General features: G+C 55.5%; 26 protein-coding genes. 3 read left to right on the top strand and 23 right to left on the bottom strand.

The window, feature by feature from the left end:
* Positions 1-3 precede the first annotated feature (3 nt).
* The 8 genes from E4T81_RS05135 to E4T81_RS05100 are packed head-to-tail and all read right to left on the bottom strand — an operon-like array spanning position 4 to position 8765.
* Positions 4-3561 (bottom strand): right-handed parallel beta-helix repeat-containing protein, encoded by a 3558-nt coding sequence (locus tag E4T81_RS05135; protein ID WP_135042079.1) that lies wholly within the window; start codon positions 3559-3561, stop codon positions 4-6.
* 44 nt (positions 3562-3605) lie between these two features.
* Positions 3606-4097, bottom strand: coding sequence for a hypothetical protein (locus E4T81_RS05130; RefSeq protein WP_135042077.1), 492 nt, complete (start codon positions 4095-4097; stop codon positions 3606-3608).
* Positions 4079-4588, bottom strand: coding sequence for a hypothetical protein (locus tag E4T81_RS05125; RefSeq protein ID WP_135042075.1), 510 nt, complete (start codon positions 4586-4588; stop codon positions 4079-4081). The genes E4T81_RS05130 and E4T81_RS05125 overlap by 19 nt, the downstream gene beginning before the upstream one ends.
* A gap of 2 nt (positions 4589-4590) precedes the next feature.
* The gene (locus E4T81_RS05120) at positions 4591-5361 is read right to left on the bottom strand and encodes a hypothetical protein (RefSeq protein WP_135042073.1); all 771 of its coding nucleotides are present in this window, start codon (positions 5359-5361) and stop codon (positions 4591-4593) included.
* Positions 5318-6136, bottom strand: a complete 819-nt coding sequence (locus E4T81_RS05115) for a DUF6712 family protein (protein WP_135042071.1) — start codon at positions 6134-6136, stop codon at positions 5318-5320. The genes E4T81_RS05120 and E4T81_RS05115 overlap by 44 nt, the downstream gene beginning before the upstream one ends.
* A gap of 2 nt (positions 6137-6138) precedes the next feature.
* A complete protein-coding gene (locus E4T81_RS05110) occupies positions 6139-7521 on the bottom strand; it encodes a hypothetical protein (RefSeq protein ID WP_135042069.1) in 1383 nt (460 codons plus the stop codon).
* Positions 7499-7747 (bottom strand): maintenance system killer protein, encoded by a 249-nt coding sequence (locus tag E4T81_RS05105; protein WP_135042067.1) that lies wholly within the window; start codon positions 7745-7747, stop codon positions 7499-7501. Before E4T81_RS05105 ends, E4T81_RS05110 begins: the two co-directional genes overlap by 23 nt.
* Positions 7740-8765: a hypothetical protein gene (locus E4T81_RS05100; RefSeq protein ID WP_135042065.1), complete on the bottom strand. Its 1026-nt coding sequence runs from the start codon at positions 8763-8765 to the stop codon at positions 7740-7742. The genes E4T81_RS05105 and E4T81_RS05100 overlap by 8 nt, the downstream gene beginning before the upstream one ends.
* 212 nt (positions 8766-8977) lie before the next feature.
* Between E4T81_RS05100 and E4T81_RS05095 the strand changes: the two genes are divergently transcribed.
* On the top strand, positions 8978-9196 hold the full coding sequence (locus E4T81_RS05095; RefSeq protein ID WP_135042063.1) for a hypothetical protein: 219 nt from the start codon (positions 8978-8980) through the stop codon (positions 9194-9196).
* 23 nt (positions 9197-9219) lie between these two features.
* Here E4T81_RS05095 and E4T81_RS05090 read toward each other — a convergent pair whose 3' ends face one another.
* Both E4T81_RS05090 and E4T81_RS05085 read right to left on the bottom strand, forming a co-directional pair.
* Positions 9220-9519 carry a hypothetical protein gene (locus E4T81_RS05090; protein WP_135042061.1) on the bottom strand — a complete coding sequence of 100 codons (300 nt, stop codon included), beginning with the start codon at positions 9517-9519 and terminating at the stop codon, positions 9220-9222.
* Complete coding sequence (locus tag E4T81_RS05085; protein ID WP_135042059.1) at positions 9516-9746, bottom strand: hypothetical protein; 231 nt, start codon at positions 9744-9746, stop codon at positions 9516-9518. The genes E4T81_RS05090 and E4T81_RS05085 overlap by 4 nt, the downstream gene beginning before the upstream one ends.
* Positions 9747-10100: 354 nt before the next feature.
* Between E4T81_RS05085 and E4T81_RS15590 the strand changes: the two genes are divergently transcribed.
* Positions 10101-10271: a hypothetical protein gene (locus E4T81_RS15590; RefSeq protein ID WP_167761715.1), complete on the top strand. Its 171-nt coding sequence runs from the start codon at positions 10101-10103 to the stop codon at positions 10269-10271.
* Positions 10272-10316: 45 nt separating this feature from the next.
* Positions 10317-10724: a DUF5053 domain-containing protein gene (locus E4T81_RS05080; protein ID WP_245207013.1), complete on the top strand. Its 408-nt coding sequence runs from the start codon at positions 10317-10319 to the stop codon at positions 10722-10724.
* A gap of 194 nt (positions 10725-10918) precedes the next feature.
* Here the strand turns inward: E4T81_RS05080 and E4T81_RS05075 are convergent, their stop codons facing one another.
* The 13 genes from E4T81_RS05075 to E4T81_RS05015 form a co-directional block, all read right to left on the bottom strand.
* The gene (locus tag E4T81_RS05075) at positions 10919-12550 is read right to left on the bottom strand and encodes a hypothetical protein (RefSeq protein ID WP_135042057.1); all 1632 of its coding nucleotides are present in this window, start codon (positions 12548-12550) and stop codon (positions 10919-10921) included.
* The gene (locus tag E4T81_RS05070) at positions 12513-13160 is read right to left on the bottom strand and encodes a hypothetical protein (protein ID WP_135042055.1); all 648 of its coding nucleotides are present in this window, start codon (positions 13158-13160) and stop codon (positions 12513-12515) included. Before E4T81_RS05070 ends, E4T81_RS05075 begins: the two co-directional genes overlap by 38 nt.
* Positions 13161-13163: 3 nt before the next feature.
* Positions 13164-13439: a hypothetical protein gene (locus tag E4T81_RS05065; RefSeq protein WP_135042053.1), complete on the bottom strand. Its 276-nt coding sequence runs from the start codon at positions 13437-13439 to the stop codon at positions 13164-13166.
* Complete coding sequence (locus E4T81_RS05060) at positions 13414-13893, bottom strand: hypothetical protein (RefSeq protein WP_135042051.1); 480 nt, start codon at positions 13891-13893, stop codon at positions 13414-13416. The genes E4T81_RS05065 and E4T81_RS05060 overlap by 26 nt, the downstream gene beginning before the upstream one ends.
* 26 nt (positions 13894-13919) lie before the next feature.
* Entirely contained in the window at positions 13920-14693 is a 774-nt protein-coding gene (locus tag E4T81_RS05055; protein ID WP_135042049.1) for a hypothetical protein, read from the bottom strand.
* Between the two features lie 93 nt (positions 14694-14786).
* The gene (locus E4T81_RS05050) at positions 14787-15398 is read right to left on the bottom strand and encodes a hypothetical protein (protein ID WP_135042047.1); all 612 of its coding nucleotides are present in this window, start codon (positions 15396-15398) and stop codon (positions 14787-14789) included.
* Positions 15399-15412: 14 nt separating this feature from the next.
* Positions 15413-16381, bottom strand: coding sequence for a hypothetical protein (locus tag E4T81_RS05045; protein WP_135042045.1), 969 nt, complete (start codon positions 16379-16381; stop codon positions 15413-15415).
* A 2-nt stretch (positions 16382-16383) separates the two neighbouring features.
* Complete coding sequence (locus E4T81_RS05040) at positions 16384-17427, bottom strand: ATP-dependent Clp protease proteolytic subunit (protein WP_135042043.1); 1044 nt, start codon at positions 17425-17427, stop codon at positions 16384-16386.
* Between the two features lie 124 nt (positions 17428-17551).
* A complete protein-coding gene (locus E4T81_RS05035; RefSeq protein ID WP_135042042.1) occupies positions 17552-17851 on the bottom strand; it encodes a hypothetical protein in 300 nt (99 codons plus the stop codon).
* The gene (locus E4T81_RS05030; protein ID WP_135042040.1) at positions 17848-18078 is read right to left on the bottom strand and encodes a hypothetical protein; all 231 of its coding nucleotides are present in this window, start codon (positions 18076-18078) and stop codon (positions 17848-17850) included. Before E4T81_RS05030 ends, E4T81_RS05035 begins: the two co-directional genes overlap by 4 nt.
* A 333-nt stretch (positions 18079-18411) precedes the next feature.
* Entirely contained in the window at positions 18412-18807 is a 396-nt protein-coding gene (locus E4T81_RS05025) for a pilus assembly protein HicB (RefSeq protein WP_135042038.1), read from the bottom strand.
* Between the two features lie 136 nt (positions 18808-18943).
* Positions 18944-19135 carry a type II toxin-antitoxin system HicA family toxin gene (locus tag E4T81_RS05020; protein ID WP_135042036.1) on the bottom strand — a complete coding sequence of 64 codons (192 nt, stop codon included), beginning with the start codon at positions 19133-19135 and terminating at the stop codon, positions 18944-18946.
* A 327-nt stretch (positions 19136-19462) separates the two neighbouring features.
* The gene (locus E4T81_RS05015) at positions 19463-19906 is read right to left on the bottom strand and encodes a hypothetical protein (RefSeq protein ID WP_135042034.1); all 444 of its coding nucleotides are present in this window, start codon (positions 19904-19906) and stop codon (positions 19463-19465) included.
* Positions 19907-19936 lie beyond the last annotated feature (30 nt).

Genomic DNA, 19936 nt, shown 5'->3' with positions numbered 1-19936 from the left:
AGGTTATAACTTCTCTATCGTGTCACCCACCACCTTGTAGACGGCGGTGTCGTAGTAGGCATAGGCGGATGTCGCGTCGGCATCCTCCTTCGCCCTCACATAGCCGCGCACGTACCGCACTGTCGAAGCGTTGGTTCTCGGCAGGTCGATAGTATATTTATGCAGCAGCCCGTCGGTCGAATCCTGAATGAGGTCGAGCGACGCGAGCTTCTGCGAGTTCTGCGAAGTCGTGGGCGACTGGTTGTTGCTTGAATACGCGATACCCGCCTCGGTCACCTGGTATGTGCCCCGGTATGTGATATGCAGCGTGACCGCCTTGTCCTCCGCTTTCAGCATCGTGGTGGACCGGAACTCGATGGGCAGGTTTGCCGGTTCCCTGACGGTCACAATGCGCGGCTCGGTATCGGCTGTCTTGTCACCGTAAGCGGCATGCAGCACGATACTGTGAGCGCCCGGGCTCGACAGCTTGAACGACATCTCGTTTCCGCCGGTGGTGGAAGCGAGCTCCACGCCGTCGACAAGCAGGGAGAATCTTGTGTCGGCTGTCACGTTGTCGAGCGCAAACGTGGCTTTCGGCACCACGCGGAACTCCGTGCCGTTGTAGGAGTAGTCAATCTCGGAGCTGTCGGGGCTTATGACATACTGAAGATTCAGCGCCGCCTCGTCATAGTTGATTATCGGACCCTTCGTGATGATGCCCGTGTCGGTCACAATCTGCCCGGCAATCTGCGCCGCCCCGCCAATCTCGATGTTACCCAGAAACTGGACGTTGGTGTAAAAGCGGTTGCCGCAATGCACCAGCGCCGACTTTGACAGGCACAGCACCGGCGCGGTCTTGGTCTCGTCGTCGGTCACCGGGCTCATCGCCGTCCATGACGGCATCATCGAGCTGTCGGGGTTATACGACAGGTCCATGCCCGAAGCCTCCGCGGCGATTTCTATCTCGTGGCGTATAGCCGCCGGTATCGGCGAGGTGTTGCGCTCCTGAAACATTGCGTTTGACACCTTCACCGCGCGGCTGTTGCCGAGTATCATCATCAGGCAGAGCTGGTCTTTCACCGCGTCAAGCAGCGGGCTTGCCGGGCTCAGCTCGTTTGCGATCGAGATACAGTAGGGCGAGTATATGTCCACGTTACGTCCTCCTGTGATGACAAATGCGTAGCCGCAGAAGAGCGAGCGGGCGTGGATGCTGCGCGACCCCATCGCCCAGCTGTCGTCGGGCACGTCGGTAATCCTAACCGGTGTGCCGTCGGCAGCGGTGGTGTCCACGGCGAGCCCGTAGCGTTTCGACACGCGGTAGGCGCCAGCCCAGGGGTTCAGACCATAGTTGTAGGTGGTCTCGACGCCCGGCGAGAAAAGCGAGGTGTTGAATACCGAGCGCAGCCACCATCCGCAGCCGCAGTTCTCAGCCACGGAGTTGAACACGGTGCAATAGGTGATGCCCTGCAGGCAGAACCCGGCATAACGAGCCGAAGCCACATAGACCGATTCAAGCGTGGTCGATGTGCCTCCGGAGATAAACACCCCGTGCCCTCCGGCATAGGAGATACGCACGTCGCGTATCATCGACAGGATAGGCGTGTCAAGATATATGGCATGAGCCTTGGTCCCGTCGATAAGCAGGTTGTCGAGGATGGTGGCGTTAATGGTGTTTCCGGAGCTTGTAGTGCCGGGATTCCCCTTCTCGATATAAATTCCGCCCGTCCCGTCGATAGGGTATGACGCGTTGTTACACTGCCGCCCCGACGAGGTCTGCGTCCCTCTCAGCACCATGTCCCGGTACTGGCAGTTCTTGTTGCCACGCGAATATATATGGTAGCCCTCCGTGCTAAGGTTTGAGACGCCCTCAAGCACCAGCACAGTGGCGTTGCTGTCGTTGACTGTCCTGTCGGTCTGTCGGTTCACGCCCTGTATCTTCACGTTGTTGCTCCGGATGTCGAAAAACAGAGTGTCCTCCATCGTCACGGTCACGTTTCCGAGACGAATGTTGACCGGAAAATCCACAATAAACCGCTCCTTGCAGCGCCACTCGCCGGTGAACCATGTGCAGTCCACCGTTGACAGCCCGTTAGCCTTGGCATAGGCGAGCGCAGTGCGCAAAGCCGTCTCGAAGTCATCGGGCGCGAGCCTGTGGGCCGCCACGGCGCCCCCGTCGGGAAGATAGAGGCTGCCGAGCAGCGTCCATGTATAGCGGGTCTTTGCGAGCGTGCCAAGCCCGGAGTCGCCCGACACAGTTGTCGCCCTCACGACATACACCGAGTCGTTGATGATATAGCGTTCGGCATTAAGGTAGCCACGCTCGCGCAGCCATTCCTCGCCGGTGACCCATTTTTCATCCGTGTCGCCTATCTTGATGCCGCGATACTTGACCGCGAGCATCTTGTTCATGGGCGGCTTGGTTCCGACAGTCTGATAGCCGTTGACATCCACAGTCGGGCGCACGACCCACACCTCCGGCGGCGACATAGCGGCGTAGACCGGGGGTTCACCCTCCGTAATGTCAGGCACAGTGTCCATGATTCCCGCCACAGGCGGCAGCAGCGACGGCTCGTGGTTTATCACCCTCGAGCGGATTGCCGCGACCACGGGCTTCAGCTCCACGACCCCGTCATGGGCGAAAGCGTCAGCCGCCGTCAGCCCTGATTCGCTGTCACCGACATACAGGCGGCATGTCGACGTGTCGAGATAAATCCGTCCCTGCACCGGGCGGTACACCCCGTTTTGTGCCTCACCGACGTGTCCCGCGTCTTCCCAGAGCGTGTACCACGCCCCGTCTTTCTCAGCCAGGAACCCGCCGTTAAACTCCATCGGGTCATAGTCAGGGTCGGGATTGTCCTTTACAAAGATTATACGGTCAGGGTCGGAGATGACAGTCTCCGTGTCGGGATAATACAGGTGGTCATATTCCACCACCCCTGCAAACGCCGTCACCCCCGAGCCTGATGTAAGCGAGCCGATGTATCTTAGCTCATGGCGGTGGTTGGCACCGACAGCCCCCTCGGTAAGATTCTCAAGACGGTAGAAGTCGGGGCCGTGCATGTAAGTCCACGGGTTTGAGGAGCGGCAATGCCAGTATGTGCCGATACTGCCGTAGTTCCACAGGTCTTTCACCGTGTCGTGGAGCGCCCACTGTCCGCCCTCCTGATAGGACGCGCTGTAGTCAAGCGCGTCAGCCACCCAGTAGACTCTCATCCTTGAATCCTTCGAGAAGTCCCATTTCAAGGAGCTGTCAAGCTTGCCGGCAGTGGCAGCCATCAGCTCCGCCCTGGTCATGAAGCCGTGAAACTCCATCACCAGGCCCGGTGAGAGTCCGTCGCTTAACCTGCGACTTTCCAGGCTCAGCAGCATCTCCGTCTCCTCCATCGTGTATGCGTCAGTGATGCCGTAGCCCTCAAGCGTCGTCGCCTTGTCGGCTTTCCCTGCGACATCAGCGGGGTCGACCTCCGGGATGTTGTCAATGATTTCCACAAACATAGAGCCGACACGGCTTGCCGTGTTCTCTCTCAGCAGGCTCGCGTCACGGATTTTGCGTGCCTTTGCGTATAAAGTATTCTTGTCCATAACAGTAGCGAATATCGGTAAAGACAGTCATCAGAAAAAAGACATCAAAGGTCGCCTGACCCGATTGATGACGACAGCGAGTCGGCGATGGAGGCTGCGGCGTGCTCGCCCCCTATACGGGCGAGAGCCTCGACCATGGCTCTGACAGAGGCGAGATACTTTGCGTTAAACCACGGGCGGCGGGAGCGCGGCTTTCCCGATGTCATGTTAGGATGGGAGCGTGCCCCGGCGCGGCGCTTGCGGTCAAGACCGTGGGCCTCGCGATAGTCCGGGTCGAGTATCTGCAGGTCGCCGCCGTTGCCACGGGTGTACCCGTTGCCGACACCGAACTCCTGCGCCAGCCCGTACTCAAGAAACTTCATCTCGATAGTGGCCCCGGTAGACAGGTAGCCCACCTGAGAGCTGAACGACTCATGCAGCGCGCCGGTGTCGACGATACGTCGGCGCTCGATCTTCTCCAGCCATATCTCTATCATCTTGTCGGTCCACGCCTCCGAATAAGCGTGGAGGTCGGTGATCAGGGCTTTTTCTGCCATAGCGAGCGGTCATAAGTCAGGTCCACAGGCTCCGAGACATCTATCATGAAATATAGCCCCGTGCAGCCGTTAAGCGAATGTTTCCCCAGCTCGCGACACAGCACATTCTCCGTGTGGAGGTAGACGAGCTCGTTGGCGGGGTCGTCGGCGTCGACGATAAGGCGCGACATCACCTGAGAGAACAATGTCCGGCACAGTCCCAGCGCCGAGGCATAGGACCTCATGTCGCTGTAGTCATACAGGTGCATGATAAACACCGTGAAGGTGCGCTTCTTGAACCATCCGCCGGAGCGTCCCCTGAAAAGGTTGCCGTCGTTGGTGTCGTCAAGGCAGAAAAACGCCTTCGACGTGCGGAACTCGTCGAGCATGCCCTGCAGGGCCGTCAGCCCCGAGCAGGTACAGAAGGTAAAGCCGGAGTCGGAGGCGAGACGGTTGCTCTCGCACATCTCCCTGAAATAGGTCTCCGCGTCAAAATAGTTTTTTGCGTCCATGTTCAGCTCCGTTTAAGATCGCGTTTCCGTTCCTCCGCCTCACGGGCGAGGAAGTCAAGCTCCGTCAGGGCGCGGCGACATTCAATCTCCAGGATCATGTCCTCCTTGGTGACATCCCCGCCGGTGAGGGCGCGTATCTCGCAGTTCATCACGTCGAGCATCGACACCTCGGAAGAGCCGGCGGCGGGACGGAAGAAGTTACGGAACTCGGCGGCAAACATGTTTTTGACCTGCACCATCCAGTTAAGCACGTTCACCTGCTCGTAGCCCTCAAGCCTGTCAAATCCCCCTCCGGGGTAGAGCAGGGCTGCAATCTCGGCAAGCACCCCGGCATCCCTTGAGGCGAGGAAGCCCTGATAAAGGTTCTCAAGCCTGAGATAGGAGCCAAATGTCACACCGAGCAGCCGGGCGTCGATTGCGTCGCGTCCCTGCATGCGGTCGAGCCTCACGGGCACCGCCCCCGGCTCGTTGATAAACTCGAGCGGGTCAAGCTGCTCGGCGAGCAGATCCGGCGAGACCCATATGTCGACACGGCGGCGGCCGCTCCGGAACCTGCATGCAAATCTCCCGTCACGGCGGAAAAGCACCTTCATTCCGGAAATCGCAGCGAAGGCGAGAGCCGTCACCGACTCACTCCCGGTCTCCGAGCATGCAGCCTTGACGCGGTACACAGCCGCCAGCTCACTCTGCGTAAGCTCCTCCCAGCAGCGGGGCAGGGAGATGCGCACCTCACCGTCCGAAAAAGAAACACGAGTCATCTTTTTTGTTCTCATACCGTTCAAAATGATTAGCCCGGAAAGTCTGCGAGCCCGCATAGGCAGGAAACTCCCCGATTCTCGATTCCACAAATTCCAGGATCCTGTAGTCCATCCGGTCTGCCGACCCGTCATGGCGCACCCATGCGCGGACAAAGCCCTTTATCATTCCCCGCAGCTCCGCCTCGGCATCGGAAAGGTCACCGCACCTCACCCCGTCGCGGAGGCGCTGCATAAGCTCCGGAGAAAGGCGGCAGGCAAGAGCGCGCTCCGCGCCGTTGATCTCCGGCATCCACTCGCCCCTCAGGGCGATGTTTACCGGCTTGCCTGATATATCGGCGATGTCACGGCATCCGGGGAACATCGTCCAGACCATGCGTTGTGCCGTTTCGGAGGCCCTCCACCTCTCGATGCGGCTCAGCGCCTCAAGCGTGGCGTCAAACGCCATCCCCGCCTCGAGGGCGAGAGAATCCCTCAGTGCGCGCACACGCTCCGCGCTTGCAGGCGCCATCGAGTCGCTGCTGACCACCCCGAAGCCCGTAGGGGTCAGCACCAGGTCAAGCTGCGGCACCGCGCGGTACAGCGAATGGAGGCAAACAAAGCGCTTCATCAGGTCTGCGACCTCCCCATACTCTTCCTGTGACATGATGTCAGCCATCAGCCCCGGGCCCACCATAGAGAGCCACCGGCGGGATGTCTCCTCAAAAAAGCCGGCGACAGCCCTGAATATCTTGCCCGACGGCTCGACAGCCGCAGGACAGACCTTGTGAAAAAAATCAATTGAAATATCCATACTCAAGAAATCTTAGGATTGACACTCTTGGCGTCAGTGCCCTTGTCAAGGGTGGTCAGCAGCACCATGGGCACAGTCGGCGCCGCTTTATCCTGCCACCCGTTAAACCATATTATAAGCTCATGCACGCCGAGCAGCATGTCGCGGAAGGCGGTCTCAAGCGACTGTTTGAGCGTGAACAGCTCGCGCTTGTCGGAACCCGAGTTGTTGCTCTGCGACTTTCCGGGCACCGCGCCCACGAGGTTAGGATGTATGTTGGTGCCGTAGCAGAGCATGTTTGACGCCTCCTGGGTGTCCTCGCTCCAGTCGCCGCCCTCCTTGCCGGTGTCGATGACGCTGATTTTCACCATATGAATCTCATGACCGTAGGCGTCGACATAATACCCCGTTATCCATACCTTCCCCGAGTTGTGGATGCCGGTCACGAAGTCGCGTATGTTCTCCTGCTCCTTCTTGATGCGCGCCTCCTTCTCCACCGGGTCGGTTATATTCTCACGCTCGCATATATGCTCCCAGTAGTCGGCATGCACCTCCACCTGGTATCTTATGGCGGCATGGTTGCGAATCTTCGCCTTTTTACCCTTCCCGATAAGCCTCTTTATGTCAAACCAGTCGCCCCGGAACAGCGACGTATAGTAGGGCATCGGGTAATAGCGGTTGCCGGGTGTGGGAAACCGCATCACCACAGCAAACTTGTAAGCCGACGTCCTGACCTTCCTGACACCGTCAATACCGTAGTCCAGCCCGAGCTTCACGCGCAGGTCGCCCAGCGGGTCTCGCTCGTCAAGCAACTCAAGCATCTCCACGTCCTTCTTGCCGAGCGACCTCGTCCTGTTCCAGTTGGCATAGAAAAGGTGGCACACCTTCCCCGACGAGTTAGCCTTCTCAAAGCGGCAGAAGCAGGCATCCTTGTGCCTTACCTGCACAATCCGGTCACGTTTCCTGTTCAGGACAATCACGGCTACCGAGAAAAAGAAGTGCTTCATGTCGGTGCATTGCTCAAGATAAAACCTCTTGAGCGAGTTGGCTCGCATGAATCCGCATATCTCCGGGTCTTTAGTCGGACGATTGGTCTCCGGGTCGGTATATTCCACGCCGGAGCCGTAGGCTGTCAGCACGTTAAACAGGAGGTTCTGGGAAAGCACCTCGTCCATGCCGATGTGCCTTAGAATCTCGTGGGGCAGGTCGTCGGAGCCTCCAAAAGGCACGTACCTGAATGACGGATAGCCGGGCACCACCTTCCCCTCCGGGACCAGGTAATCCTCCTCAAACACGTCGGCGGTGTCGGTCACGCCGGCAGATGCGTCATTTACCTTGAAGTCGAGAATCACGGTCTCGACCTGTCTGCGCCCTGATGCGGCGCTACCTGATGATTTCGTATCCATTTATCTCAAAAAGTGTTATGTCACGGAACTCCCTCGGCAGGTTGCTTGCCGAGGTCAATATGCGGTGTGTGCCGCGGCGGAACGACCAGCCGATGCACACCGCCCTGCGGTATTCGATGATGTCGCCGGTCGACAGCTTCCACACCTTCAGGTCGCATGGCTCGCCCGACTCCAGCAGGGCGAGGGCGTCAAGCCAGTGCATCATTTTTATGGGTCTCTTATTCATATGTCGGGTCAAAAGTGTGGTCAAATATCCTGAAACCGTCAAGGTCCGACGCGCCACGGCGGGCGAGACGGTAGGTGAAAGAGAAGCTCGGCGTGAAGTCATAGGCGTTGCTGTCGGCGACAGAACAGTCGGTGATGATGACCCTCTCGCCCGGAGTCCCGTCGGGGTTTAGCAGGTAGACCGAGCCGGAGCGCGCGAGGTCGCGGGCTATCGACTCCGCCCCGAACCTCATGACCCCTGTCGAAGCCACGTGCTTGTCGGTCTCGCCGATGTCGTAAGCCTCAAAACTGCCGTTGACCATAGCCGTCACCCTTGAATACTGAGGGTCGGCGGTGACCTCTCCATGACAGTGCAGGGTCTCCCAGCAGTTGAAGTTGTTCCGGAAAAGGAAAGCGCCGGTAAGTGGCGGAGGCGACACAATCACGCGGTATGCCTGCGCCATGTCGCCGACCCTCACCGTGAAGTGCACCAGCTCGTAGCCGTCGCGCACAAATCGGCGCGGCGACACGTCATACTCGGTCACGTCGCCTGTGGTCTCCGTGGCGCCGATGGCTACCTGTCGGGCGACAATCCTGCCGGCGGGCGACAGGTACAGGCAGTCGGCGCGACACGGCAGCCTGTCCGGATTATAGCAGGAAAGCGTCTCCAGCCGCCCGACTGCGGTGTCACGTTCGCCTGTCATCGCAGTCAGGAATCTCCGCCGTGCCCATTCCGTAGCCGGGAGTGACAGTTTCACGTCGGAGCGGATTACGGTCATGAAGCATATCGCCTCCCCGTTGACCCATATAGAGAAAGAGCCGGTCGCTGAGTCACGCAGTGAGTTCTTAATAATCCTGTCTATGTCAAACAGCGACACCGACCCGTTGGAGTGGGGATAGAGCACAGTGCTGAACAGTGCCTGTCGTCGGGAGTCACACACGGTCACTGCGACCGATGTCTCGTTGGACGACATCTGTATCACCTCCAGGTCAGAGAGGAAAACAAGGCTGTCAATGTTAGTCACGAGCGTAGTTGCCATATCATTCAATTAGATAGCCCGAAGTTAGGCATGCGGGAAGCCGAGAAAAAAGACAACAGGCACCGGGACCCGTAAAAACCTGATGCACAAGAATGTCGCCTGTGTTTTTACGGGCAAAAAGCGGCATTTTCCGACGCTTTTCCGCTCCATTCCGGCTAAATGGCTTGTGAATAAGTCATTTAGCCGGCGAAATTTTCGGGCGAAGCCCGAATGTGACGAAGCACAGCCCCACGGCGCCCTACGCATTACCGCCGATTACCACCCCGAAAAAGGCGGTATATGACAGCCCCACGGTCAACATCATCGACAGGTGGACACAAAAAAAAAGCGGCTCGGTAATCCGAGCCGCCCAGGTGGTAATGGAGGGTGAGTGTGAGAGGGAGACAGCCACGCATCGCGCGCGGCTGTCCTACGATATAAAAAAAATGTAAAAAAATGTGTCCGTGGAAAAGAGTTATCCGGCATTTTCCCTGACTGCCCACTCAGCTCCGGAGATGGGGTCGACATATACCCTGTAGCCGAGGGCGGTCATGACCTCCGCGATTTCATTGAGGCTGAGGTCGCACACCAGGGCGAGACGGTCGCGAATGTCGGCTGACGAAAGCTTCTCGCTGTCGGGTTCCGGATTAGGGTCGGGTCGATGGTTTGTGAGAGAGGCGGCAAGGATTCCCATTTGAGCCGGCAGCTTGCCTTCGTTGACCATGTCCTCTATCTCGTTTATGCGCTCAAGATATGTGGTCGCTGTGAGTTTCATATCTCGCCTCCTTCCTTGCTTGAGTGATTTACTGCTGCACACACTGTCACGAGCAGTGCGCAGAGACATGTGGCGACGGGTCGGTCGGCGATGGCGCATATCCATGCCCCGGCAGTTCCGGCTACGGCTGCGAATGTTGATACCCGGCGCAGGGTGGCGCCACTGACTGTCACTTTCGGGAGATTGAAGGCTCTGCCCGGTGCCTTTAATGAAATCGTCTGTTTCATACTGTTGATGTTTTAGCGTGATTAATTAGATGTTATTAGACAGAAAAACGGCTGTCATATCCCGTCCGCTAAAACATCAACAGTGGTCACGCCGGAGCGTGATAAAGTTGTGGATATGACAGCCGATAAGGCTGCGTATGTAAAGGGGCATAAAAAAAAGCCCTGACTTATGTCGAGCAGTTAACCGATGCTCTCGGCGGTGACTAACACCGTTGATGTTTTAGCACTGCAAATCTACATCAAAGATTTTGATTGTGCAAGAAAAAAATAAGCCCGATGCAAAAATAGTCAGACAAAAACTTGCGCAATAACGAAATGTTTATTATCTTTGTATTGTAATCAAAAACTAACGTTATGGACAAAAGAGAATTAATTCAGATGCTCATCCACAAGAAGATGGAAGCCAAGGCGAGACTTGAATTTTTCAAGATAGCCTCGCCGGTAAGACACCAAAGAGAGCTTGACAAGCTGCTTGACAGAATCAACGAGATAGAGCGCATATTGAATGAACTCGAAAAGGAATGAATACTAATCAAGCCCCGGGCGACCGGGGCATAAAACAGTACCACTATGGATATAATGCAGAGACTTGACGAACTACAGACATTAATCGACAAAGGCATAACTCCGGAAGCCTACAGGATGATGGCTGACATAAAAGCACAAGCAACTACTGAAGCAGACAGCGCTGCCATTGACAGGTTTATCTCAAGTAATATCGAGCGGCTAAGCGGCGAGATAAGCGACCTGCACGAGGAGACATTGAAGCTGCAGCTCGGCTCTATATGTGAGATGGTAAACCTCAGTTATATAGCTCGCACTTATTTCAATAAGTCGCGCGCATGGTTGTCGCAGCGCATCAACGGCAATGATGTCAACGGGAAGCAGGCAAGATTTACCGAAGCAGAGCTTGAGACATTCAATCATGCCCTTGCCGACATGTCAAGGATAATAGGCTCGACCCGCCTGTCTTATTAAGGCGTTAGTTTTGATTACACCGCCCCTGCATAACGAGCCATGCAGGGGCTTTCTCTTTAAAAAAAGTCGCCCTGAAAAAGGAGTATTCAAGATTTTGCCGAAAAACAAAAGGGCACATGCTTCACAGCAGATGCCCCTTACCTTAATAAACCAATAAAACAAATCAAAAAAAGGCAGTAATAAAAATTCCGGGGTCAGAAAGAAGAGACCACCGACACCATAGAGTTAGACACCGGGTACTTCTCACACCCGATGCACAGTGTGTCGAAGGCGTCACTACCGTCAGTGCGGAGCTCCAGCGGAGACTCGTCGGACTCGGCGAGCTTCTCGGCACGTTTGTCCTTTCCCCCGTTATATATACCGGCTGTCTGTATGGACAGTATAAGGTCTTCGTTGTTCTCGCGGTTTATCATCGGCATGAGCTTGCCCTGCCCGGCAAACATGCGGTTGATGAGCAGGTGTTTCACCGGCTGCATCATGGGCTTTCCGATGTCCTTGAGGGTCACCGACCAGCCGTTAAGCCTGAAAGCCGACGCTATAACCGTCATGAAGGTAGTGTTGTCGACGGCATAGCTACCCTGCTTTGCCGTGGCGTCGAAGTAGAAAATCACGCGCTTGTTCTTGTGGTGGCGGTAATACTGGCAGAAGTCAGCCACGAGCTCACGCAGCTTCCTCTCATACTTGACATAGAATGATTTCAGCACGAGCAGTTTCCTGCCGCGCGGCTGTCCGGTCACCAGCCAGTTGATATTGGCGTTGAAGTCGAAGGCGACACACAAGGGCTGAGCCGGGTCGACATCGGCGTCCATGAGCGACGACGGCTCCTTGATCTTGTCAAACTGATATTCCAGGGAGTCGAGATAAGAGAAGTTGGTGGCGGAATACTTATGGCTCTCGGTCATAGACGAATAGAACCCGTCGCGCGACAGACCGATGCGCTTGCACAGCACCGAAGTCTGGAACGTCAGCGGGGGCAGGTCACGCTTGAGCTGCTTGATAAACGCCTCGCCCAGCACCTCCAGGTTTTCAATCGATGACACCTCCCGGTAGTCCACCGCCACAGAGCGGAACTGGCACAGCTCGCGGTGCATGCGGCGTAGCTCACCCTTGATGCAGCGGGATGGCTCCACTCCCTTGGCACGCAGCTCGCGGCACCGCCTTTCCATCTGTGCTATATCATAGGCGAGCGTCCTTATCATCTCTATGACCTCCGGGTCACACTTCTCGCGGTAGTCCAGGAACCAGGATCCCTTGCGGGTCACCGGCATGTCGGAGGTGATCAGCATCGAGTGATGGAAGAAGTGCTTGCCGAAATACTGGCGGTTGCCACGCAGCGCCGGCAGCGTCTCATCCTTGAACTGCTCGAAGTCAATAAACTTTGCCTCGTCGCAGTCGAGGGCGTCATAGCTTTGGGAATTGGATGTGCCGGACCGGTCCTGGGAAATGATATACCCGACCGAGCCGTTATAAAACGACAGTACATTCTCAAAGTTCTGCACCGGAAATATGGGCTTTCCCCATCCCCAAGCCTTAGGGGGCTTGATGCCGATACACCAGTGGCGGTTGCGCTTGTAGCCCCACCTCTCCCAGTGCACGAGCATCGACGGGAGGGTGTTGGTGAGCGCACGTTTGATGTTAGCCGACACGATACCGGTGATAGAGCCAGGCATGCGCTGGAAGTTGCGAAGGTTCCACAGAGCATGCACGGGACCCTTGCCGAAGGCGCGACCGGCAACGAGTATGGTGTCTTTCGCCTGTACGACAGTGGTGATGTCGCGCTGCACATCGTTAAGATATACCTGCTGGTCGGTCTTTGGCTGTTCCATCGGCATTGACATGGTTAGGCTTAAACAGGGACTCCTGGTCAAAGTCAATCTCCTCAAAATCGACTTCTTTCACATCCTCGGTGAAATACTTCTTCATGAGCGCGGCCTTACGCTCCTTGACGTTTGACATGCGGCGGAAGCCGAGCACCTCGGGGTTGTCGGTGAAAATAAAACGCTGCGGCACGATTGCATCCCAGTCGGCATCCCTCTCGTCCTCCTTGTCAAGCTGCGTGTATTTGGCGAGGCGGTCGGTGGCGAGTATCATATTTTTAATGTCCCCCTTGGCATAGGCGAGGTCATAAGCCGTGTTAAGGCGCTGTATCACCAGGTAACGGTTATAATCCTTGGATGACTTCTGAAGATTGCCGAGCAGGTTCTTGACTATGGCAAGATCCTCATAGGCAGTCGAAGAAGCCACGCCGTAGCGGGAAGTGAGAAACGCGATAATCTCGCGGTCACGCTTCTTCGGAAATGCGAGCCAGTGGTCATAGGCGGCGCGCAGCCTCATTATCCTGTTGGCAGTAACCTCCGGCACCCCTTCCTGCAGCATGCGTTCGTAGGGGGTGAACAGGTGGGAGAGGGCGACATCGGCGATTCTCGGCAGTGCCATGACTCAGACATCGGTAAGCAATGAAGCCACATAGGCAGAAGCCGACTGCACCGCCGCCGGCGCCCCCATGCGGGCAAACTGAATCTCCTGACGGCGTATGGCAAGTGCTGTAGCAGCCACAGCCTTGCGATACACCTTCCCGACCTCAGAGCCGGGAAAATCAATTTCGGCGCGCAGCGAGTCTTCGTCAAGCTCCATGAGCGCGGCGATGTCTCGCACCGGGGTAAGGTCTGACGCGTATTCACGTATCCGGTCAATCTGTTCCTGAGTTAGTTCCATTGATAAGAGTTGATTTATTGATTAATTCGGTCATGCCGCGTCTGATCCCGTCTACGGCGTCATGGTCAGAAATGACCATACCCGCCTCCGTGCGGTTGCCTCTGGTAAGGTTCTGCGAGGTCACGATCGCCGCTGACATCAGCGAGCCCTCGACAAGCACCACCTTGGAGTGATTGCGCGCGACATAGACGCGGTCGGTCACTTCATCCAGAAAGGCAGAGAGCAGCCCGGTCTTTTTCATCGCCCTTGCGTCGAGGATGAGCGTGCAGCCATCGACCATCCCCGAGTCACGGAGCCGCCACAGCCGCCGCAGGAACTCCTCCCCGGCAGAGAAAGAGGAGACAGACAGCGTTGAGACCCCGCACTGCATGACAGTCCACTCGATGATGTCGGCAAGCTGCAGGGAGTCGCAGAAATAAGTCTGACAGGCGGCAGAAGACAGCGGTCTGAGCAACGCCGCCACGGCACCGGCGCGCTCCATCACAGCGAGACACCCATCTCCTTGAGTGCAAACCTGGTCTCGTCAGAGAAGTCGCCGCCGAGCTGCAGCACCGTCATCGCCGCGTCACGCACCTTGGCTACTGCAGCTTCACGGCGGTCACCGGCGCTCTTCTCATAAACGGAGCGATATTTTGATATTGTCTTACGTGCCGCCGAAAGGCGCTTTTTCACCTCCGCGTCCGGAACCGGCACAGGTTCCCCGGCAACATAAGAGTCGTAGGCCGCCCACGCCTTGCGGTATTCGCTCTCGGTCTCGTCGAGCATGTGCAGCTTCTCAAAGCGGTCACACGGCTGCATGTGGCTCATAGCCTTGATTTCGTTAAACAGGAGGTCGACGCGACGGCGACGGTCAAGGTTGTCGGTGTAAAGAGCCTGTATCTCCGCGGGCAGCGAGTCATGGTCGGCGCGTCTGCCGCGCGCCACCTTAGCCTCGGGGTGTTCCGCGTCGACAGGCAGCACAGTGTCCGGGGCAGGTTCCGCAAGGGTCTCAGCCACGCGTGGCATCACGCGGCGCTCAAGGTCCACCACGTCGCTGACAGCCATACCGCGCAGACGTATGTTGAGATACTTCCTGAGCTCGTAAGCGACCTTGTCACCATATTTCTCCGGGCGTCTCATTGCCGAGTTGTACATCGCCATGTTGCGGTTAAGCTTCAGCAGCATCTCCGCGCCTGCAGCCATGTCGCGCGACTCCTGCGGCGTGTTGAGCCATTCCTGTATAGCCGCTGTGAGTTTTTGGTCAATATTAGCCATAAAATTCATTTTTAAGAAGAAAGCGCGGCGGCATACATGGTCAGATGCAGCCAGCCGCGCGGATTCACATTAATACTATCAGTCAAATAAGGGTCAGGCACCGGCGGCTTCCTCGATAAGCCCTGTCGAGCAGTCGATGACACCGTCTTCGGTCACGAGCTTTCCGGTGTAGAACGGGGCGGGCGACTTGTCGGTCACCGACACCTCGAGGTTGGTTCCGGAGGCGTCGGTCACAGCCATGCCGGAGTCCTGGGAGGGCTTGGTGGTGGTGCGCTCGAAATCGTTGCCGATGACGCGGTACTTGCCGTTTTTCTGACGCACGACATACACGAGGTCGTCAGTGTTAGCCATCATGCAGAATCCGGTCGCCTCTTCATCGACACCCGCATACTTGAGGGTGACGGAGACGAGGAATGAGCTTGAGGGATATTCGCCCTGTGACTCCGCCTTCAGATTGGAGGCAGTGGTCACAATGTCGACGGCAAAGAACTTGGCGTCGGCCGCGAGGGTGAAATCACCGTCATAGGTCACGAGCGAGCCGAGGCTTGCACCGGCATCGGCGGGGGTCTTGCGCTTCGGGAACTTCAGTATCTGAGACTTCGGTATCGCGTAAGCCTCGGGACGAAGACCTGGCAGGGTGTTCTCGCCGGGGCAGAATCGAAGCGACTCATACAGGCTCTTTGCGGAGCAGTCAGTCTTTTTCATTGCGGGTCCGTGTTTTAGGGTTCAACTTGTTTGAGCTTTCCTACGAGCAGGCGAGTGGGGTCGATCGACTCGTAGTCGCAGCCAAAGAAAATGGTGGCGAAGAAAGTGAGCAGCACCACGTCATGCTTTTCGACCACGATGCTTTCCTCCTCGCCGGTCTGGTTGACACCGATAAGCATGTTGTTTTTGTCGGTGAGCTGAAGGAACTCGCTGCCCTTCTTCTGGAACATCGGCACGAAAGTGACATTCTCAAAGCCCTCGGGATGGATCTGGCGGTAAGACTGGTTGTAGGAGATGGCTCCGGTGGTGATCTTGTAGTCGTCCATGTAGTCATACCATACCTTATACGGCATGTAAAGCTTGAGACCCTCCTGCGACATCAGGAAGTCGTCGCCGGAGCGGAGGAAAGCCTTGACAAGGTCCACCGCATTGGTCGAGTCGATGGCGTCGGTAAACTCAAAAAGGTTGCCCTTTTCCACAGCGAGGTTACCATCGGTTATCTCTGTGGCGGTGATGGTGTCAAAGCCGTTGAACAGGTCATGGGTGGTTGTGCCGTCATCCTTGCGCACCGCAGTGAACATCTCGCGCGCGATGTGGTCGCCGAGCTTGCCGGAGAGGATAGACAGCACAAGTCGCGCCACCTCCACGTTTTTCAGGGCCTCTCCCTTGGTGATCGAGGACCCGAGCACGGTCTTATAGAACTGGTTGGGGTCGAACTCGCGGCGCACGGATCCGAAGAAAGTCTTCAATGTGCGGGCCGCGATGTCAACGCCGAGTTCCTCGGTGCGTTTCGGGTCGTAGGGACCGAACTGCATGTCGGCGTCAACCGAGTAAAGCTTCTCCTCGAATCGGATACCGGCACGGAGCGTAAAGTTGTTTTTAAGGACATCAAGGAGTCGTAGAACCGGCAGGCGGAGCAGCTCCTTGCGGTATTTTCTCGCACTGGTGAGAAAATCCTGGTCGGTACAGTTGATAGGCGGCATAATCAGAGAATGTCTTTTATGGAATTGTACATGTCGGATGCGTTAAGCTTTTCTTCCGAGCCGTCATCCTTTACGTCATCGGTGCTGTCAGCGGGAAGCTTCTCCAGGGAAGCCACTTTTTCTTGAAGTTCCTTGATGGAATTTTCCTTTGCGGTGACATCGGCGGTCAAGGCCTCAAGCTTTGAGGCGATGTCATTGACCTGAGCCTCGGAAAGGGTGACAGTCCCCTTGTCGTCAGCCTCGATGGATTCCACGGCAAGAACGGCAGCCATTGCGGCTGTGAGCTTGATTGTCTTCATCTCAGTGGTAGTGTTGGTTAGGGTTTCGGATTGTCCCTGCTGATTATCGGCTGTGTTTTCCTTGCTGCCCTCGCTATGGAAAAGCGACTTCTTCAGTTTCTCCCACAGTGACGCCTTCTCTTCATCGGTGACTGCGGCTGAAGGGATCCCCTCGACGCCGAGACCGAGCGCGTTAAGCTTTCGCGCGGTGTCGGCGCTGCAGGAGGTCCAGGTCACCTCATTGGCGTCGGCTTCCCTGATTTCATCGATAAAGCCGAGGTCAAGCGCCTCTTGGGCTGTGAGCCATCGGTCGGCTTTAAGGATGTCGAGGATGTCAGACACCTTCTTTTTGCAGCGGGTGGCATAGAGATTGGCGAGCACGACATCGATTTTGTCATTTTCCTTCTTGTTTTCGGTGAGGTCCTCGATAAGCTTCTGCATCTCATCGGCGTTGTAGTTGCCCCAGACGTCAATGAAATTGGAACACTTGTGTACCTTGAACATCGCATATCTTGACATGCACACACGCTTCGCGCCCATCGCTATCACTGTAGCTGCAGATGCGGTGAAGCCGGTGATGTGTACAGTCACGTCGCCATGGTCGGCGAACTGCTGGCGGATGTCGAGGGCATGGTCGAGGTCACCTCCCGGTGAAGAGATCAAGACATCGACGTGCTTGCCTTTGAATGGCGCGAGATTGTTGCGGACAAACTGCTTAGAGTAGCCCCAACGCCCAATCATATAGTCGATAATAAGCTGGTAATCCATTGCGTTTCGTTAAGATTACCGCTAAATTATCGCGCATGAAACGGCAAAAAAAAGACAGCCACGCATCGCGCGCGGCTGTCCTGTGATATAAAAAAATGTAAAAAAATGTGTCCCTGGAAAAGAGTTATCCGGCATTTTCCCTGACAGCCCACTCAGCTCCGGAGATGGGGTCGACATATACCCTGTAGCCGAGGGCGGTCATGACCTCCGCGATTTCATTGAGAGTGAGGTCGCACACCAGTGCGAGACGGTCGCGAATGTCGGCTGACGAAAGCTTCTCGCTGTCGGGTTCCGGATTAGGGTCGGGCCGGTGGTTTGTGAGAGAGGCGGCAAGGATTCCCATTTGAGCCGGCAGCTTGCCTTCGTTGACCATGTCCTCTATCTCGTTTATGCGCTCAAGATATGTAGTCGCTGTGAGTTTCATATCTCGCCTCCTTCCTTGCTTGAGTGATTGACGGCTGCACACACAGTCACGAGCAGTGCGCAGAGACATGTGGCGACGGGCCGGTCGGCGATGGCGCATATCCATGCCCCGGCGGTTCCGGCTGTGGCTGCGAATGTTGATACCCGGCGCAGGGTGGCGCCACTGACTGTCACTTTCGGGAGATTTAAGGCTCTGCCCGGTGCCTTTAATGAAATCGTCTGTTTCATTGCTTGTATGATTTTCGCGTTATCAGACAGAAAAACGGCTGTCATATCCCGTTCGCGAAAACCATACAAGCATCGCCCCGAAGGACAAATAATTGTAAAGGATATGACAGCCGCTATGGCTGTGTATGGAAAGGGCATAAAAAATGCCCTGACTTATGTCCGGACAATTGACCGATGCCCGACGGAAGCGACATGCGCTTATATGATTTTCGCACTGCAAAGCTACGTCAAAGATTTTGATTGTGCAATATATCGGTGCAAAAAAAAGCCGTGCCTCAAGGGACACGGCAGAACATTTATTTTATGAAGTAGACCCTCACGGGCCGGGTTTGCTTAAAAGTTTGCAGCAGCAAGTTCCTGCGCCATTGAATGAATTGCCTTCTGAAGCTTCAGATACTGACCCTCGCCGGCATTGGCGACTCCGGATGTGTATTTACGCATAAGCGATGGATTGATTCCGGCGCGTTGCGCAACCTTGGACACATTAAGGAAATCAAAGTACTCGAAGAATGATTTCATGTCGTAATGATAAACAAACTCCAGCTCAACCGGCGTTTTACCTTCTTCTCTGAGCATACTTTTAATCTCCTCATAGGCCTGAAGCATGTCGACTTTCGCCTCCTGCGGGGTTGTCCCGTATCCGGTCAATCCGAAATCAGGAACATCCTCCTGCATGAAACACGAGCACCCGCCATCTTTAGCCATCTCGAAAATTATGTTTGCTTTCATCGTCATGAAATTATTAATGTCTTGTTAAAAGGAGGCTTGCAATCCTCCTTTATTCTTAACAACAATCGACACATGGTTTAGTTATGAAGTAATGAGCGGGGGATAATCCCCCGGCTCATCTCCTTGGTTGCGACTGTCAGGACTTCTTAATCCCGGCAAGTCGGCGGACACTTCTGACGGTCGAGGGCGGCACTTCTTTAGCACCGTGATGTCCAAGTGGAAATTTTTTACCCGTTATCGGCGAAAGCCATATAAGGTGATTTCCACCCTTCCTGACGACCTTGCATCCTGCGGCTGTCAATTCAGCCTCCAATTCAGAATACTTCATAAAAAAATAAATGTTCTCTTGTTGTTAACAACAGTACAAAGGTAGCATTTTTGCTCCATATATGCAAATTTATCAGGAGAAAAATTGCACAAAAACACAAGAGCTGCCTGCCTCACGGCAAGCAGCCTCCATAATTTGCAATAAAGCCATATGTATAATCCTAATATCCTGATTTTATAAAAAGTGATGCGCCGGCACGCGCACCACCTTTAAACTAAAATAGACCATTTTACAAAATGCACGGATGAAATTACGTAGTGCGTTTTGCTCAATACCAGTGCAAATATAGTGAAAAATCGGATAAGTCCAAATATATACTATAGATTTCTAAATAATATGCTTGATTTCTCCATTGAATACAAGAGGCAGTAACCCTACGGTGCCTGTCCACTCCACAGTGAGGTTGCACACAGATGCCTCGGAGTAGCGTGACGGCATGACATCCTCGATGTCGCTTACCGGGTAAGGCATGGAGGCGTTGCCGATAAGCCACTGCGAGCCGTCGGCGGAAGTGGCGATATAACATGACGGGTGACCGTCCACATCGACATGCTCGGTAAGAGAGGCTGACAGCTTCACGGAGTGTACCTTTGTACGGTCGACTGTCTTTGTGGTGTGGCTGATAGAAGCCGGACGCGCCAGGTCGAGTTCTGTCCCTTGTATTGCATCAGAAGTCACAAATGCAGCGCGCGACGGCACGATTACCACCGATGACAGCGAATCAGGGCTGACAGCCTCAAGACGGATGATGTTATGCAAAATCTGTTTCATTTGTTTGCGGTTGTGTCTGTCTGTGTCGTC

This window comes from Barnesiella sp. WM24 (assembly GCF_004570975.1).
GTDB lineage: Bacteria > Bacteroidota > Bacteroidia > Bacteroidales > Muribaculaceae > Muribaculum.
Note: the sequence above shows the minus strand (reverse complement) of the source record. Positions and strands in the feature narration are given on the sequence as shown.